This window comes from Sphingopyxis sp. YR583, from assembly GCF_900108295.1.
GTDB lineage: Bacteria > Pseudomonadota > Alphaproteobacteria > Sphingomonadales > Sphingomonadaceae > Sphingopyxis.
The window spans coordinates 113232-128937 of the sequence record NZ_FNWK01000001.1 but is presented as its reverse complement, the minus strand read 5'-3'; the positions used below and the strand labels follow the sequence as shown (position 1 = coordinate 128937).

The 15706-nt window shown below is 63.5% G+C and carries 13 protein-coding genes and 1 other RNA gene; 10 read left to right on the top strand and 4 right to left on the bottom strand.

Features of this window, described 5'->3' with window-relative positions:
• Nucleotides 1-5: 5 nt before the first annotated feature.
• The 8 genes from BLW56_RS00625 (at nt 6) to BLW56_RS00590 (ending at nt 9839) form a co-directional block, all read left to right on the top strand.
• Nucleotides 6-650 carry a histidine phosphotransferase family protein gene (locus BLW56_RS00625; protein ID WP_093508757.1) on the top strand — a complete coding sequence of 215 codons (645 nt, stop codon included), beginning with the start codon at nt 6-8 and terminating at the stop codon, nt 648-650.
• A gap of 63 nt (nt 651-713) precedes the next feature.
• Entirely contained in the window at nt 714-3107 is a 2394-nt protein-coding gene (locus BLW56_RS00620; RefSeq protein WP_093508756.1) for a chemotaxis protein CheA, read from the top strand.
• Complete coding sequence (locus BLW56_RS00615; RefSeq protein ID WP_093508755.1) at nt 3104-3541, top strand: chemotaxis protein CheW; 438 nt, start codon at nt 3104-3106, stop codon at nt 3539-3541. The genes BLW56_RS00620 and BLW56_RS00615 overlap by 4 nt, the downstream gene beginning before the upstream one ends.
• 76 nt (nt 3542-3617) lie before the next feature.
• Nucleotides 3618-3992: a response regulator gene (locus BLW56_RS00610; RefSeq protein WP_062183028.1), complete on the top strand. Its 375-nt coding sequence runs from the start codon at nt 3618-3620 to the stop codon at nt 3990-3992.
• Nucleotides 3993-4064: 72 nt separating this feature from the next.
• The gene (gene cheB / locus BLW56_RS00605) at nt 4065-5114 is read left to right on the top strand and encodes a chemotaxis-specific protein-glutamate methyltransferase CheB (RefSeq protein WP_256203242.1); all 1050 of its coding nucleotides are present in this window, start codon (nt 4065-4067) and stop codon (nt 5112-5114) included.
• On the top strand, nt 5111-5983 hold the full coding sequence (locus BLW56_RS00600) for a CheR family methyltransferase (RefSeq protein WP_256203241.1): 873 nt from the start codon (nt 5111-5113) through the stop codon (nt 5981-5983). The genes cheB and BLW56_RS00600 overlap by 4 nt, the downstream gene beginning before the upstream one ends.
• A gap of 66 nt (nt 5984-6049) precedes the next feature.
• Nucleotides 6050-6751 (top strand): N-acetylmuramoyl-L-alanine amidase, encoded by a 702-nt coding sequence (locus tag BLW56_RS00595; RefSeq protein WP_093508752.1) that lies wholly within the window; start codon nt 6050-6052, stop codon nt 6749-6751.
• 253 nt (nt 6752-7004) lie between these two features.
• Nucleotides 7005-9839 carry a TonB-dependent receptor domain-containing protein gene (locus BLW56_RS00590; RefSeq protein ID WP_256203240.1) on the top strand — a complete coding sequence of 945 codons (2835 nt, stop codon included), beginning with the start codon at nt 7005-7007 and terminating at the stop codon, nt 9837-9839.
• 80 nt (nt 9840-9919) lie between these two features.
• Here BLW56_RS00590 and BLW56_RS00585 read toward each other — a convergent pair whose 3' ends face one another.
• A complete protein-coding gene (locus BLW56_RS00585; protein ID WP_093508751.1) occupies nt 9920-11038 on the bottom strand; it encodes a membrane dipeptidase in 1119 nt (372 codons plus the stop codon).
• Nucleotides 11039-11160: 122 nt separating this feature from the next.
• Between BLW56_RS00585 and rnpB the strand changes: the two genes are divergently transcribed.
• Together rnpB and BLW56_RS20485 are read left to right on the top strand one after the other, a co-directional pair.
• Nucleotides 11161-11551, top strand: an RNA gene (gene rnpB, locus BLW56_RS00580) — RNase P RNA component class A.
• Between the two features lie 74 nt (nt 11552-11625).
• Nucleotides 11626-11781, top strand: coding sequence for a hypothetical protein (locus BLW56_RS20485; RefSeq protein ID WP_177175745.1), 156 nt, complete (start codon nt 11626-11628; stop codon nt 11779-11781).
• Nucleotides 11782-11787: 6 nt separating this feature from the next.
• Here the strand turns inward: BLW56_RS20485 and BLW56_RS00575 are convergent, their stop codons facing one another.
• The 3 genes from BLW56_RS00575 to BLW56_RS00565 all read right to left on the bottom strand — a co-directional run bounded on the left by BLW56_RS00575 (nt 11788) and on the right by BLW56_RS00565 (nt 15693).
• Nucleotides 11788-12447 carry a hypothetical protein gene (locus tag BLW56_RS00575; protein ID WP_143043318.1) on the bottom strand — a complete coding sequence of 220 codons (660 nt, stop codon included), beginning with the start codon at nt 12445-12447 and terminating at the stop codon, nt 11788-11790.
• 718 nt (nt 12448-13165) lie between these two features.
• A complete protein-coding gene (gene greB, locus BLW56_RS00570) occupies nt 13166-13654 on the bottom strand; it encodes a transcription elongation factor GreB (RefSeq protein WP_093508749.1) in 489 nt (162 codons plus the stop codon).
• A gap of 8 nt (nt 13655-13662) precedes the next feature.
• A complete protein-coding gene (locus BLW56_RS00565; protein WP_093508748.1) occupies nt 13663-15693 on the bottom strand; it encodes a lytic transglycosylase domain-containing protein in 2031 nt (676 codons plus the stop codon).
• Between the last annotated feature and the right edge of the window lie 13 nt (nt 15694-15706).

Here is a 15706-nt window from a genome sequence, read left to right as displayed (position 1 = left end):
AATTCATGTCCGACGATCGCGTCGATTTCGCCTCGATGCTGGCCTCGCGCCTGTGTCACGATCTTCTGAGCCCTGTCGGCGCCTTTGCCAACGGCCTCGAACTTCTCGCCGACGAGAAAGACCCCGCGATGCGCGAGCGTTGCTTCGAGCTGCTCGAACAGAGCGCGCGCACGTCGGCGAACAAGCTGAAGTTTTTCCGCCTCGCCTTTGGGTCGGCGGGCGGGTTCGGCGAGCTTGTCCCGGCGGACGAAGCGAAGTCCGCGATACATGGCATCATCGGCGACCGCGCGATCGAGCTCAACTGGATGATCGGGACCGATCCGCTGCCCAAGCCGGCGGTGAAGATCATCCTCAACCTGTCGCTGCTGCTCGTCGATGCGCTGGTGCGCGGCGGGCGGCTCGATATCGGTTGCGAAAAGCAGGGGGACGCGATCGAGATCGCGCTGCATGTCGAGGCAGAGCGCATCTTCCTCGACGCTGACGTCGAGCGCATCCTGGCCGAAGGCGAGGGCGCGAGCCCGATGACCTCGCGCACCGCGCCCGCGGTGCTGGTGCAGGCGGTGGCGCGGCAGAATGACGGGACGGTCATGCTCGCCCGCGAAACGCCGACTTCGCTGCTGGTCGGGGCCGTCCTGCGCGGCCGCGGGTAAAGCCACTTTTAACCATTGTCCGCCATGGTGGAGCCTCGTTTTTTGGGGCGCACCGGTACGGCGATGGACGATTTGCTGAATGACTTTCTCGCCGAAACGGCGGAAATCCTTGCCGATGCCGGCGGGGCCATCGTTGCATGGGAAGCCGACCCCGCCGACCGTGCGCAGCTCGATGCGATTTTTCGCTCGGTTCATACGATCAAGGGAAGCTCCGGTTTTCTGGCACTGCCGCGCGTCACGGCGCTGGCGCATGCCGCCGAGGACGCTCTTGACCAGGTCCGGCGCGGGAACCGCGTGGCGGACGCCGCACTGGTCACGGGCGTACTCGGCATTCTCGACCGCCTGAGCGACCTTTGCGCGGCGTTGGGACAGAAGGGCGATGAGCCCGCCGGCGACGATCGCGATGTGATCGGGGCGCTTTCCGATCAGGACATGCCAGATAACGCGCCGTTCGAGGTCGCCGGCGTTCCCCTTCGCCGCGAAGATGATTTCGGCACCGACATGCAAAGCTGGCGCTCGATCCGGGTGCCGCTTCCGCTGCTCGACAGCGTGATGACCGGCGTTACCGATATCGTTCTCGCGCGCAACGAATTCGCCCGGATGCTGAGGGAATCGGGCGCCGACCTGTCGGTCATCGCATCGTTCGACCGCCTGTCCGATTCCATCGCCGGGATGCGCCAGTCGGTCAGCCAGATGCGCATGCAGCGGATCGACAAATTGTTCGCGCCGCTCCCCCGCATCGTCCGCGACCTTGCGCAGGAGATGGGCAAGAAAATCGCGTTCCAGACGAGCGGCGGCGAGGTCGAGCTCGATCGCGAGATGATGGAGAATATCCGCGATCCGCTGATCCACATCGTCCGCAACGCGATCGACCATGGCGTCGAATCGCTCGAGGACCGGGTGGCGGCGGGCAAGGATATCACCGCGACGATATCGGTCTCGGCGCGCCAGTCGGGCAATCAGATCGAAATCGAGGTGCGCGACGACGGCCGCGGGCTTTCGCCCGATGCGCTGATGGCAAAGGCCATCGCCTCGCGCCTGCTGACCGCGACCGAAGCGCGGGCGCTCGGGCCCAAGGAAAAGCTCGACCTGATCTTCCGCCCCGGCTTTTCGACCGCCGCGAAGGTCACCTCGATCTCGGGACGCGGGGTCGGCATGGATATCGTGAAGGCGAATGTCGAGAGGATCGGCGGCGTCGTCGAACTGCGCAACGAAGAGGGCAGGGGGCTGACGATCCTGCTTCGCGTCCCAATGACGCTGACGATCATTTCGGGGCTGATGGTGCGCGCGGCGGGGCAATATTTTGCGATTCCGCGCGGTGCGGTGCGCGAAATCCTGCTCGAAAGCGGCGATACGGTGCGGATCGACCAACTTGGCGGCGGCGAACTCGCGACCGTGCGCGGCGAACAATTCCCGCTCCTGCGCCTCGAGACTATATTGGGCCGCGCGCGCGACGAAGCCGACGACAGCGACGACCGCGCGCTGGTGATCGTCCGTCCGGGGCAGGGCCAAAGCTATGCGCTCAGCGTCGCGGCGATCCATGATCACGAGGAACTGGTGATCAAGCCCGCAGCACCGATGATCATGGCGACCGGGCTCTACGCCGGCACGACGCTGCCGGACAATGGCCGGCCGGTGTTGTTGCTCGACGTCCAGGGTCTGCTGGCGACGGCCGCGATCGACGCCAACGAAGCGGGCCGCAGCCACAACAGGGCGGCCGAGGCTGAAGCCGAAGCCGAAGCTGCGCGTAATGCCGTGCAGCTCCTGCTGTTCCGCGATATGAACAAAAGGGTCCGCGGCGTCCGCCTGTCGGTCATCGAACGCGTCGAGGAAGTCCCGACGTCGGCGTTGTTCGAAAGCGCGAGCAGGGTACAGGCCAAGATCGGCAACGATATTTTCCCTGTTCATGCGGCGGCGCTTCCGGACGGCGAGGGGACGCTCAAGCTCCTTCGCCTCTACGACGGCCAGTCGGTGCTCTGCTATCCGATCGCCGAGGTGATCGACATCGTTCGCTTGCCCGATGTCGTACAGCCGTCTGCGGCGCCTGGCCTCATCGCCGGCGTCGTACTCGTCGGCGGCGATCCGGTGGAACTGATCGATCCCTTCTGGCTGATGGAGCAATATGCCATCGATGCACCCGTGTCCGCGCAGCGTCAGCCGCTCTGCCGCCTTGCCGACGACCATGACGGCTGGGGCGACAATTTCCTCGCGCCGATCTTGCGAAGCGCCGGCTACCGGGTGATTTCGGGCGACGATGCGTCAGGCGAGATGCCCGATGTCTTGCTGTACCTTACCGAGGACGGCGCGGCCGCCAACGACGCGAACAGCTCGGTGCCCATGATCCGCCTGCGCACGTCGGTCGCGGCAACCGGGCCCGACGACGAAACCGTCTATCGCTATGATCGTCAGGCGCTGCTCGACGCGCTGCAACGCCGCGTCGGGGGAGTGGGCGCATGATGGAAAAACTCTATCTGATCGCACGCATTGCCGACACGCGCGTCGCGCTGCGCAGCCGCGCAATCAATTCGGTCGTGACGGTTGGCGCGCCGGTCGAAGTGCCCGCCGCGCCGCCACATGTCGCGGGACTCTTTGCCCTGCGCAGCCGTGTTTTCACGCTGATCGATCCGCATGTCGTTGTCGGGCTGCCTGCGGTACCCGTCGTCCCGGGTCAGCGAGTGATCGTCGTCGATGTTGCGGAGCATGGCTATGCCCTGCTCGCGGACGAGATCGAGGACGTGTGTTTCATCGAGGCGCCCGAGACGCGCATTGCCGGAAAACTGCTACCCGGCTGGGCGCGCGTTGCCGATGCGATGATCGAGCATGAAGGTGCTTCGCTGCTTGTCGTCGACCCATCGCATTTTATCACGCTCCCGGCCTTAAAGGCGGCATGATTTCGGCCGTTTATTAACGGGCTGCACACGCCTTCACCGTAAACATGCCCAAATCCCGGGGGTCGGAGTTAATCGAATGTCGAAATCTTGTCTGGTGGTCGATGACAGCAAAGTCATTCGTAAGGTCGCGCGCCATATTCTTGAAAGTATGGCCTTTGCTGTCGACGAGGCGGCCGATGGGCAGGAGGCGCTGACCTTTTGCCGCGCCAATCGTCCCGACGTCATCCTGCTCGACTGGAATATGCCGGTGATGAGCGGAATGGAGTTTCTGGGGGCGTTCAACGACCTCGATTATGGGCATGAAGAGCGCCCGCGCGTCGTTTTCTGCACGACCGAAAACAGCATCGACCATATCCGCGCAGCGATCGAGGCCGGCGCGGACGAATATGTCATGAAGCCGTTCGACCGCGAAACGCTTGAAGGAAAGCTGCAGCTCGTCGGCATCGCCTGAGGTTTTTATTGAGGTTTTTCGGTGGCTCGACCGCAACCCCTTATACCCGACCCGGAGCCGAAAGCCCGCACCGTGCGGGTGATGCTCGTCGACGACAGTCTTGTCGTCCGCAGTATCCTCGAACGCATTGTCGATCAGCGGCCGGGGCTCGAGATTTGCGCATCGGTCGCCTCGGCGCATGATGCGCTCGATTATCTGGCGCGCGAGCCGGTCGATGTTGTCGTGCTCGATATCGAAATGCCGGGGATGAACGGGATCGATGCGCTGCCCCATATATTGGAGCGCGCCGAAAAGGCGCGCGTGCTCATTCTTTCTTCGAATTGCGTCGAGGGCGGGCCAGCCGCGATCGACGCGCTCGCGCTCGGTGCCAGCGATACGCTCGCCAAACCCGGCCGCGGCAGTTTTTCGGGGCGTTTCGCCGAAGTCCTGACCGAGCGGATCATGACGCTGGGCCATCGGCGCGACTTCCCGGCGCCGGTCCCGATTGCCGAGCGGCCGACGCCTTCGCCCGCCACGCTCGCGATCGACACCGATCAGCCGATCGAATGTATCGCGGTGGCCGCATCGACGGGCGGCATCCCCGCCTTCGCCAATTTCCTGGCGAACCTCGATCCGCGGATCACGGCGCCGATCCTGCTGACCCAGCATCTGCCCGACGCTTTCATGGAATTTTACGCGAAGCAGATCGCGACGATGACGACGCGCCGCGTGCGGGTTGCAGCGGCAGGGATGACCGTCGAACGCGGCTGTATCTATCTTGCTCCGGGCGACGCGCACCTAATCGTCGTTACCAGCGGCCGCCGGGCCGAAATCGCGCTCGATCGCCGCGTCATGGATAATGGCTGCTGTCCGTCGGCCGACCCGATGTTCGATTCGGTCGCCGACGTCTATGGCAGAGGCGGCGTTGCCGTGATCTTGAGCGGCATGGGCCGTGACGGGGTGATCGGTGCGGCGCGGCTCAAGGACGCCGGCGGGACGATTTTCGCGCAAGCCCCCGAAAGCTGCGTGATCTGGGGAATGCCGGGGGCGGTCGCGAAGGCGGGCATCGCGGCGGCGACGCTCAACCCCGACGCAATCGCGCTGATGCTCGGCAGCTTCCTTCCCGGACGGCGCAAGCCATGATGGGCGGGACGGCCAGCGAGTCGGCATACCGCGTCCTGATGGGGGTACTGGAATCGCGGACCGGGCAGACGCTGTCGCCGAACCGTATCTGGCGGATCGAAATGTCGCTAAAGCCCGTCATGCATCGCCACGGGATCGCCGATCTCGATGCGCTGGTTGCCGCGCTCGTGACGTCGAACAGCCGGCAGCTACTCGACGACACGGTCGATGCGATGCTGAACAACGAGACCTATTTTTATCGCGAATATAGCGTGTTCGACGAAATAGCGGCGACAGCGCTTGAGCAGATTCGCGAGATCAACAAGCTGCGCCGGCGGCTGACGATCTGGCATTGCGGCGTATCGACAGGGCAGGAAGCCTATTCGATGGCGATGCTGATCGCCGAGCAGAGTGCGAAATGGGCGGGCTGGCAGATCGATATCGTCGGCACCGATGTCAGCTATCACGCGATCTCCCGCGCGCGCGTCGGGCTTTACAGCCAGTTCGAGATCCAGCGCGGCCTGCCGGTGCAGCGTATGGTGCGCTGGTTCGATCAAACCGAAGGCGGCTGGCTCGCCAAGGCCGACCTGCGTCGCCGCGTCGATTTTTCGGTGCAGAATATGCTCACCGATCGGCCGCCGCTTGGCTGTCCCGCCGATCTGATATTCTGCCGCAACCTGCTTCTCTATTTTTCGGCACCGATGCGCCAGAAAGCCTTTGCGCGGCTCCGCGCGATGGCGGCGCCGCAGAGCTTCCTCGTCCTTGGTGCGGGCGAAACGGTCCTTGGGCAGACCGACCAGTTCGTCGCAAGCCCCCGTCTGCGCGGCCTGTACGAACCCGCCGACCAGCAGGTACGTCGCCCTCCGGTCTCTCCCTCGCTGGCCGCCTGACTTGCTTTTTGCGCGTCGCTGGCGCAATCGACGAACAGGCAAGCACAGGACGGGTCCCCGGAGCGCATGAGCGATTTTATCGAACGCTGGTCCCCAAATTTCGACGAGCGCGCGCTGGCTGTATCGATGATCGTACTCCACTATACCGGTATGAAGAGCGGCGCTGAAGCCCTTGATTGGCTTGCCAATCCCGAAGCGAAAGTGTCGGCGCACTATGTCGTCGCCGAAGATGGCCAGATCACGCATATGGTTCCCGAGGACAAGCGCGCCTGGCACGCGGGCAAATCGCACTGGCGCGGGGTCAGCGACATCAATTCGGCGAGCGTCGGGATCGAGATCGTCAATCCCGGGCATGAATGGGGCTATGTGCCCTTTCCCGATGCGCAGGTCGCGTCGGTGGTGCGTCTGGTGCATCTGATCAAGGACCGTCACGCTATCACGCGTGGCAATGTGGTCGGCCATTCGGATATCGCGCCGACGCGCAAGCAGGATCCGGGCGAATTGTTTCCGTGGGAAGAACTCGCGCGCCGCCGCCTCGCACTGCCGCGCCCGACCAAGAAGCTCACCGATCCCCTATGGACCGACGCGGGGTTCCTGCTCGCGCTCGAACGCTTCGGTTATGACGTGACCGATGGATTTGCGGCGACGGTCGCTTTCCAGCGCCGTTTTCGTCCTGAACTGATCGATGGCACGATCGATGGCGAATGCCGCGCGATCCTTCTCGCACTGTTGCTGCCCCAGCCCGAAGGAGCGTCAGGCAAGCCTTAAGGATAAGCCCGACAAGCTCCGGATATTTCCATTGGAGACCGTCACAGGGCTGTTGCAAATAAGTCACAAAACAGACCGAAAATCCTCGGCCGGGTCAAAATCTCTTTACGGACTCATGTCAAAAGCCCATCGCCCGCCACCGGGAGGGCGACGCTGAGGTGAGATCCTCCTCAAGTGCCGTCCTTGTCCGATTCTGCCATGAAGCAGCGAGGAAAACTGCACTGTGAAAAAAGCCAATCTCCCCCTTTTGAAATTGACCGCCGCACCTTTCGTGCTTGGCGCTGCGATGATTTCGATCCCCGCCTATGCACAGGACGCCGACGTCGCTGATGACGCTGGCGCGGACACGATCGTCGTCACCGGCTCGCGCATCGCGCGCCCCGACCTCAGCTCGTCGGTTCCCGTTTCGGTCATCGGCCAGGAACAGATCCAGCAGACCGGCGCCGCCAACATCCAGGACGTGCTGAACGAACTGCCGTCGGTCGGCCAGAACATCAGCCGCACCTCGTCGAACTTCTCGACCACCGGCAACGGTATCGCCACCGTCAACCTGCGTAACCTGGGTTCGGCCCGCACGCTCGTTCTCGTCAACGGCCGTCGTTTCGTCGCCGGCCTGCCCGGCACGTCGGTCGTCGACCTCAACACCATCCCGACCGACCTGATCAAGGACGTCCAGGTCGTGACCGGCGGCGCGTCGGCGGTTTACGGTTCGGAAGCCATCGCGGGCGTCGTCAACTTCATCCTCGACGACAAGTTCGAAGGCATTCGTTTCCACGGACAGGGCACGATCAGCGACGAAGGCGACGCGGGTCGTTATCTCGCCAGCCTGACCGCGGGTACGGCGTTTGCCGACGGCCGCGGCCACATTGTCGTCAACGGCAGCTATGACCGCGACAACGGCTTGCGTTCGCGCAACCGCGGCTTCTCGGCGAACGACGTTCCGAACCGCAGCTCCTTCGCTCAGCAGGGTCTGTTCAGCCCCGACGGTTCGTTCGCCCCCGGCGGCGCAACCTTCACCTATGGCCCGGGCAATGTCCTGAAGCCGTATGAAGGCGCAAACATCGACGGTTACGACCGTAACCAGGATCGCTACCTTGGCGTTCCGGTCGAGCGTTATCTCGTCACCGGCCTCGCCAGCTACGAACTGTCGGACAACGCGACGCTGTTCTTCGAAGGCAGCTATGCCAAGAGCAAGTCGCGTTCGAGCCTCGAGCCGCAGGCGGTTGCCGATACCGACCTCGTCAACGCCGACGGCACGCCCTATGCGGGCATTCCCATCACGAACCCGTTTATCCCGACGGCAATTCGCGATGCGATGATTGCAGAAGGCGTCACCTCGCTGCCGTTCCGTCGCCGTTCGAACGATATCTTCGATCGCAGCAACAAGAACGACCGCGAAACCTGGCGCGCCGTTGCCGGCCTGCGTGGCAGCTTTGCCGAAAAGTTCGACTATGAACTTTATTACGGCCATGGCGAAACCAAGGATTACACCCGTTCGGGAACGATCTTTGGCCCGCAATATGTCAACGCGCTGAACGCTGTCGCCGGTCCGAACGGCCCGGTTTGCAGCATCAACGTCGATGCCAATCCGAACAACAATGACGCGGCTTGCGTGCCGATCAACATCTTCGGCTTCAACACGGTTTCGGCCGCTGCTGCCGATTATGTGACCCGTGGCGGTCAGCTGTCGGAATATCGCGCCAAGGTGAAGCAGGACGTCTTCTCGGCGTCGGTTTCGGGCGAAGTGTTCGAGCTTCCGGGCGGTGCCCTGAGCTTTGCAACCGGCTTTGAATATCGCCGCGAACGCAGCAGCGAAGATTTCGACGATGCGACCAACCTCGGCCAGACGCTCGGCAACCTGCTGACCGACACCCGCGGCAAGTATAATGTGAAGGAAGGCTTCCTCGAAGTCGTCGCGCCGATCCTTTCGGAGCGTCCCTTCTTCCATTATCTCGGCCTCGAAGGCGCCGTTCGCTATTCCGACTATTCGACGGTCGGCGGTGTGTGGAGCTGGAAGGCTGGCGGCGAATGGGCCCCGATCCCGGATATCCGTTTCCGCGGTATCTATTCGGAAGCCACCCGCGCGCCGAACATCTCGGAACTCTTCTCGGCTCAGAGCGAAACCTTCCCCGCGATTGTCGACCCGTGCGACCAGCGCGAAGGCAATGGCGACGGTGCGCCGATCTCGGTTCCCGGTGGCAGCCTGTCGGCGGCATGCTTGGCCATTCCGGCTATCGCAGCGGCAGCCAATGCTGGCGGCTTCGTCTATTCGACGGCGCAGATCCAGACGATCAACGGCTTCCTGGGCGGCAACCCCAACCTGCGTGAAGAAACGGCAAAGACCCTGACGCTCGGTGCGGTGATCCAGCCGCGCTTCGTTCGCGGTCTCAGCCTGACGGTCGATTACTACCGTATCAAGCTGAAGAACGCGATCGGCATCATCGGTCAGCAGACGTCGCTCGACGAGTGCATGACCGGTAGCGGCGACGCGCTGTTCTGCGACAACATCACCCGCGACGCGACCGGCCGTGTCACCCAGGTTGACGCGTTCAACCTGAACACCGGTTCGTTCCTCGTTTCGGGTATCGATACGCAGGTCAAGTACAGCACGACCTTCGGCGAAAGCGGTCGTTTTGACCTGGCGGCCTTCTGGACGCACCTGCTCAAGCAGCAGCAGACGTCGTTCCCGGGCGGCCCGACGCAGAAGGAAGTCGGCCAGCTTGATTGCTACAGCTGTGGCCGTCTCGGCACCGGTTTCCGCGACAAGGTCAATGTTTCGGCAACGGTTGGCTGGGACAATGTCTCGCTCAACTGGCGCGTGAACTATCTGTCGTCGGTCGTCGACGACCTGACCGCCGCCGCGCCGATCAGCACGGGTGCCTATTGGTATCACGATGCGCAGCTGCGCTTCAGCCTCGACGACAAGAAGAAGTATGAGTTCTACCTGGGCGTCGACAATGTGTTCGACAAGAAGCCGCCGCGGTTCGGTGACACGAACCCTGTGACCTTCCCGGGTGCGCAGACTTCGGCAACGACCTACGACCTTTATGGCCGTCTGTTCTATGCCGGTGTGGACTTCCGCTTCTAAGCGGCGTTCGTCCCGGTTCGCCGGGACCAGCAGAACAGAGAAGGGGCGGCTCCTTGCGGGCCGCCCCTTTTTCTTTGGCCTCAGCCCAGCACGTCCGTCAGCACGCGCTGCCAGTTCCCGCCCATCACCTTGTCGATATCGCGCGAACGAAAGCCCGCCTTGTCGAGCGCCGCGGCGATGGTGGCCATGCGGTTGATATTGTTGAGCTCGGGGATCACAACATGTTCGGGCGTCCAGACGAAACCGGCGATCTTCTGTTCGCGCATTGCTTGCCACCAGGGCAGATATTCCTTCACGCCCTCCGCATTGTTGTTGTTCAGCGCGACGAGATTGGTCTGGCCCGTCATCGGGAAGTCGTTGGAAATTCCGACAGCATCGATGCCCGCGACATTCACGACGTGCCGGATCTGCGCGATCAGATGATCGACGGTCGGAACGGCGTCGCGCGTCAGCCAGAAGCTCATCATGAAAATCCCCATCATGCCGCCCTTGTCCGCAATCGCTTTGATCACGGTGTCGGATGCGCAGCGGGGATGATCGACGATCGCCTTGCAAGCGCCGTGCGACAGCAGGATCGGCGTCGTGCTGAGCCTTGCGGCGTCCAGCATCGTCGGTTCGGACCCGTGCGAGACGTCGGGGACGATGCCGACACGGTTCATTTCCGCCAGCCCTTCGATGCCGAGCGGGGTGAGGCCGCTCCACTCGCGTTCGAGCGCGCCGCCGGCGAAAAGATTGTTGTTGTGGTGCGTGAACTGCAGGACGCGCAGGCCCCGGCGATGAAAATCGGCGATGCGCGTCAGATCGGTGTCGACGGGTTCGCACGACTGGAACTGGAGGAAGGTCGCGCAACCGGGGCGCGAGCCGATGTCCGACCCCTTGAGCGCGACGAAGGCTTCCGGTCGGTTCGCGAGCCGCTTCACGGCCGCGTCGAGCGCGGCGCTGCATTTTTCGAAGGTCCGAAGATAGCGCGGCACATTATCCTTGTCGCGCACCTCCTCGATTTCCGAAATGTCGCATATCATTCCGCCGAGTCCCGCAGCGCGGAGTTCGGCGAGATCTTCGGGGAGGAAGCTGAGGCCGTCCGTCATCAGCCTTGGCCGTTTGGCCGCATGGGCGCCAAAGCCGTGCGCCGCCGCGACGGCGGCACCGGCGGCAAGAAAGGCTCTGCGATTGATCTTGGGGAGACGGGGAGGCGTCATTCTTCACTCCTGAACGGTCTGATGGCCGGATTGGTGGTCGTTCCATACGACCGCTAGCGGACAAAGCGCGAGGCCTTTCGTCGCGCTCGCCAATGGCGGGCAATCTTGCTATAAAGGATGCGCCAGAGGGTCGGGCGATCGCCGCTTTCGCAAGAAGGGGGAGGAAAGTCCGGGCTCCACGGAAATCACGGTGCCGGATAACGTCCGGCGGATCGGGCTTTGGCCAGGTTCAGGGAAAGTGCCACAGAGAGCAGACCGCCAAAGGCTTCGGCCCGGCGAAAGGTGAAAGGGTGCGGTAAGAGCGCACCGCGCGGACGGTAACGGACGCGGCACGGCAAACCCCACCGGGAGCAAGGTCGAATAGGGACGGTACGGATTTATCCAGGGCTGATTCCGGCCCAGCCGTCCGGGTTGACTGCTTGAGCGTTCGGGTAACCGTCCGCCTAGAGGAATGATCGCCTATCCCCCGTCAAAAGGGGTGGACAGAACCCGGCTTACAGACCCTCTGGCACTCTCTCCCCAAAGGCCGCGCGGGAACCGCGCCGCGACGGGCCGCGTATTAGGCGGACCAGAAAAGGAGACGAGCCATGAAAGTCGTCGATGATCATGTCGAGGTAACCGAGACCGAGGCGAGCAGCGGCGTAAAGGGGCATAATGTCCGCTATGTGCTGGCTTTTTCGCTGATCGCGGTGATTATCGTCCTGTCCGCGATCTGGATCATTCCGGCGCTGTTGCAGCCCTGACAGGCATTATTTCGCTTTGGTGACGGAGACGAGCTCTTCCTCGGCGCCCGGTGTGTCCTCCATATAGATCGTCCGAACCGGACGCGTGAACTTGCGCGTGTAGAGCTTGTCGTAGGCGCGATCTTCGCCGGTCCCGGTGATCTTCAGCAAGGTCGTGATCGTATCGCCGGTCGCGACATTCCAGCTCATCTCATTCCCGTCATGGGCATAGGTGCGGCTGTAGACCGTGGCATCGAGCCCGATCAGGCGCATTCGCGGACCATCTTTCGTCGTTGCGGCACGATAACGGTAGATTGCCGACAATGCGGTCGTACCGCCGGTCAGGTCGCGGATCGTCAGCACGCCCTTGCTGATCGAGAGCCCGGCAGGGCCCAGCCGATCGGGCTCGAGCTTGAAGCTGCCGGCCGGCTGGTGCCCCAAGTCGAATTCGGCGCGGTAGCTCAACTGGACGTGGAGTGTTCGTGCGTCGGGGCTCGCGACGACATAGGCCGTGTCGGGGTCGCCATCGCCGTTGAGGTCGCCATCGACCCGCGTTTCGATCTCCTCGCCCATCTCGAGCCAGTCGTTCAATATCGCGTCGGATATCGGCTGCATCGGCTCGCGCGCAGGCGCCGCATGTGCAACGCCGCCAAGCATAAATGCGGCAATCAATCCCATGCTTCGCATTATGATACTCCCACCCGTCGCAGCCAGATTATCATTTACTAGCGCGGCGTCCAGCGGACGTCGGTGATTGTGCGCACAACGTTGCACCGAGCCTTGGCGGCTTAGGGGTGGTAAGCGGTCATATCGACCGAGTTTCTCAAAGGCCGGAGGTTATAGCTTACAAGGACTGTGACTTCTTGGGCGAATAGAGGCTGGCAAACGGGGCTTCGTCCCCGTCGAGTGCACTCGGCGGCCAGCCGTCTTTCCCGATCGGAGCGATCGCTGCTGAGAACGAAAATCCCACTCCTTGCTGGACGCAACGAACCACTTCCAAGCTCGACGGAGCCTCTGACCGAGCATAGATCGGGAAATACACATAATCTACGTGCGTCCAAGAGCGGTCAATCGTCACTATATCTGCGCCGCAATGCCAAACCGCATCCGCCAAAATGGGTGCTGAAGGGAGGCATAGACCAGCAGGATCAGGAAGGTAATTTCCTTTGCCATCTTTGCAACGCACCGCGCCTGGGATCTTCCCTCCCGTAAACTCCGTGATGCTGAGAACAACATAACGTGGTGTCGATGGCGCGGCGTGAGGTTCCCTGTTGCACCCCGCCAACGACACAATGATACCGCACATTATTAAGATGCGTTTCATGTCAGCGGCGCCTTTCACATGTTTCATGGAGCATTCTCAATGAAAGAGCGAGCGGCTGCAACCGGTCGTTAGCGAACAGGATCAATTGGCCGGATATCTGACCGCCATGATTTCCCATTCCTTGGGTCCGGCAGGGAGCTGCACTGTGCGCAAATCACCGATCGCGGCGCCGCGCAGCGCGCGGGCGAGGGGGCTGTTCCAGCCGATCCGGCCTTCGCCCGCCTCGGCCTCGTCGTCGCCGACGAGCGTGACGATGCGGCGGGCATCGTCGTCGTCGGCAAGCTCGACGGTGGCGCCGAACCAGATGCGGCTCTTGTCGGGCTGCTCGGCGGGATCGACGACGCGGGCCGCCTTCATTCGGCGGGCGAGAAAGCCCAGCCGCCGGTCGATCTCGCGCAGCCGCTTGCGGCCATAGATATAATCGCCATTCTCGCTGCGGTCGCCATTGCCCGCCGCCCAGCTGATCACCTCGACCAGCTTGGGGCGCTCGTCGCCCAGCAACGCGTCATATTCGGCGCGCAGCGCGGCATAGCCCACCGGGCTGATGATGTTCGTCTTTTCCCCCGCCACGAGAAGCGTCAGCCGGGCGTGCGCTTGCCGAGGTAGAAGCTCAGCGGCGCCTGTGACCGCGATCCGCTGCCATCGCGAAGCGTGTCGTAGACGACGGCATTTTCTAGCACGCGCTGGACGTAATTGCGCGTCTCGAAGATCGGGATCGCCTCGATCCAGTCGATCATTTCGATCCCGCCGCCGCGCGGATCGCCATTGGCACGCAGCCATTTGTTCACATTGCCCGGGCCGGCGTTGTACGCCGCGACCGCCAGCGGATAGCTGCCGCCGAAATAGCGCAGCATCTGCTGGAAATAGGTCGATCCCAGCATCATGTTATAATTGGTGTCGGTGGTCAGCGACCCCGCATCATAACTCATGCCAAGCTTGCCCGCGACTTCGCGCGCGGTGCCGGGCATCAGCTGCATCATGCCGCGCGCGCCGGCGTGGCTGACCGCGGCGCGATCGAACTGGCTTTCCTGCCGGGTGATCGCATGGATGAAGGTCCAGTTGCTTTCATGCCCTGCGGGGACGCGGACGGTCGGGAAACCCGACACTTCGACCGCGTCGAGGCTGTTCGCCTGCGCGCTGCGGCCGATCATCACGCCGAGGTCGGGGCGCCCGATCTGCGACGCGAGCTTGCCGGCAAGAACATGGTCAGCGGGCGACGTCGCTTTTTGCGCGAGCGCGCGCAGGAACAGCGACTGCTCGCGCCATGCGCCGATTTCGCCGAGCGCCCTTGCGGCGCGCACCAGCCGGTCGTCCTCGAACGCGCGCCGTTCGTCGTTGCTGACCTGGATGGTGGGGTCGGGCGTCGGCTTGGGCTGCGGGCGATTGAGCCGCTCCAGCGCCAACTGGCCGTAAAACTGGTCATAATGCTGCGCCGCGTCGGCGAAATGCGCGTTCGCGGTGCTGGAATTTCCGGCGGCGAGCGCGGCGCGGCCGGCCCAGTAAAAGCCCTTGGTGCGCGTCTGCGCCGAGCGGGCGGCCTCGCCATAGGCGCGATACAGCCGCACCGCTTCGGCGGGGCGACGGAGATCGCGATATGCCAGTTGTCCGGCGAGCCAGGCGAGCGACGTGTAATCGTCGCGCACGCCCAGCGGCGTTTCGCGGATCACCGTCCCGGCCGGGAAGGCGTCGTCGAGCTGACGTGCGATATTGTAGGCGGTCGACTTGTCGCCGCCATCGCTCGCCTGCCGCGCGTTGGTGAGCAGCGTTTCGAGCCATTCCTCGGGGTCGGTTGGCGCCTTTGCGAGCGAGCGCGGCGCTGCGAGCAGCGAGCGGGCTTCGCCGACGCGGCCTGCCTTGCGCAGCCAGGTTGCCTTGTCGGTGATATAGCCTGCGTCGGTGCGCGTCAGCGACGGGTTCGCGCTTTCGACCGCCGAGGCCTGAAAAGCGGCGTCGACCGATGCGTTGCGCATCGCGAGCCTAGCGGCAAAAACGCTCCGCTTGTCGGGCGACGTGTAGGCGAGCTGGCGGCTTGCAGCCGAGGTGGCGCCGAGCCAGAGCAACCGGTCCATGCGCGCATCATGGTCGGCGGGCGTGATCGCACCGGGGAACATGCCGAGCGCGCGGCTGGTCTCATAATCGTCGAGCGGGCCGCTCGTCCACGCGCGGCGAACCGCTGCGGCGGCGTCCTCGCGGCGCCCCGACGCGTTGAGCGCGAGCGCATAGCGAAGGTGCCCGCTTGCGGTCTGCGGCGGATAGGCCTGGAAATAGGCGAGGGTACGCTGCGGATCGTAGCTGTCGAGCGAGATCGATTTTTCCGCGCGCGTGCGCATCTTGTCGTTGTCGGGCCAGCCCTTGTTCGCCATCAGGAAGCGCGAAAGCTGGTCGAAAGAGGCCCCGGTGTTCGCCGACAGCCGCCGCCATTCCATCACCGCATCGCCGACCGGGCTGGTCGAAGGTGGCGGGCCCGATGTCGCCGCCAGTCCCATCTGGGCGCGATACCAGGCCATTTGCTCGGGGGTCAGTTCGCTGGCGTGGGCAGCCGTGGGAAGGAGAAGGGCCGCGGCGAGCGCGAGGCGGGAGATACGGGTCAGCGAAATCATACCGGCCATAGTAATGCCAAAC

Bases quoted from the DNA above. Each gene is read 5' to 3' on its own strand.
- BLW56_RS00625 (WP_093508757.1), top strand. From the start codon at position 6: ATGTCCGACGATCGCGTCGATTTCGCCTCGATGCTGGCCTCGCGCCTG.
- BLW56_RS00565 (WP_093508748.1), bottom strand. From the start codon at position 15,693: ATGGCCGGTATGATTTCGCTGACCCGTATCTCCCGCCTCGCGCTCGCC.
- BLW56_RS00610 (WP_062183028.1), top strand. From the start codon at position 3,618: ATGTCGAAATCTTGTCTGGTGGTCGATGACAGCAAAGTCATTCGTAAG.
- BLW56_RS00575 (WP_143043318.1), bottom strand. From the start codon at position 12,447: ATGCGAAGCATGGGATTGATTGCCGCATTTATGCTTGGCGGCGTTGCA.
- BLW56_RS00585 (WP_093508751.1), bottom strand. From the start codon at position 11,038: ATGACGCCTCCCCGTCTCCCCAAGATCAATCGCAGAGCCTTTCTTGCC.
- BLW56_RS00600 (WP_256203241.1), top strand. From the start codon at position 5,111: ATGATGGGCGGGACGGCCAGCGAGTCGGCATACCGCGTCCTGATGGGG.
- BLW56_RS00620 (WP_093508756.1), top strand. From the start codon at position 714: ATGGACGATTTGCTGAATGACTTTCTCGCCGAAACGGCGGAAATCCTT.
- BLW56_RS00595 (WP_093508752.1), top strand. From the start codon at position 6,050: ATGAGCGATTTTATCGAACGCTGGTCCCCAAATTTCGACGAGCGCGCG.
- BLW56_RS00615 (WP_093508755.1), top strand. From the start codon at position 3,104: ATGATGGAAAAACTCTATCTGATCGCACGCATTGCCGACACGCGCGTC.
- BLW56_RS20485 (WP_177175745.1), top strand. From the start codon at position 11,626: ATGAAAGTCGTCGATGATCATGTCGAGGTAACCGAGACCGAGGCGAGC.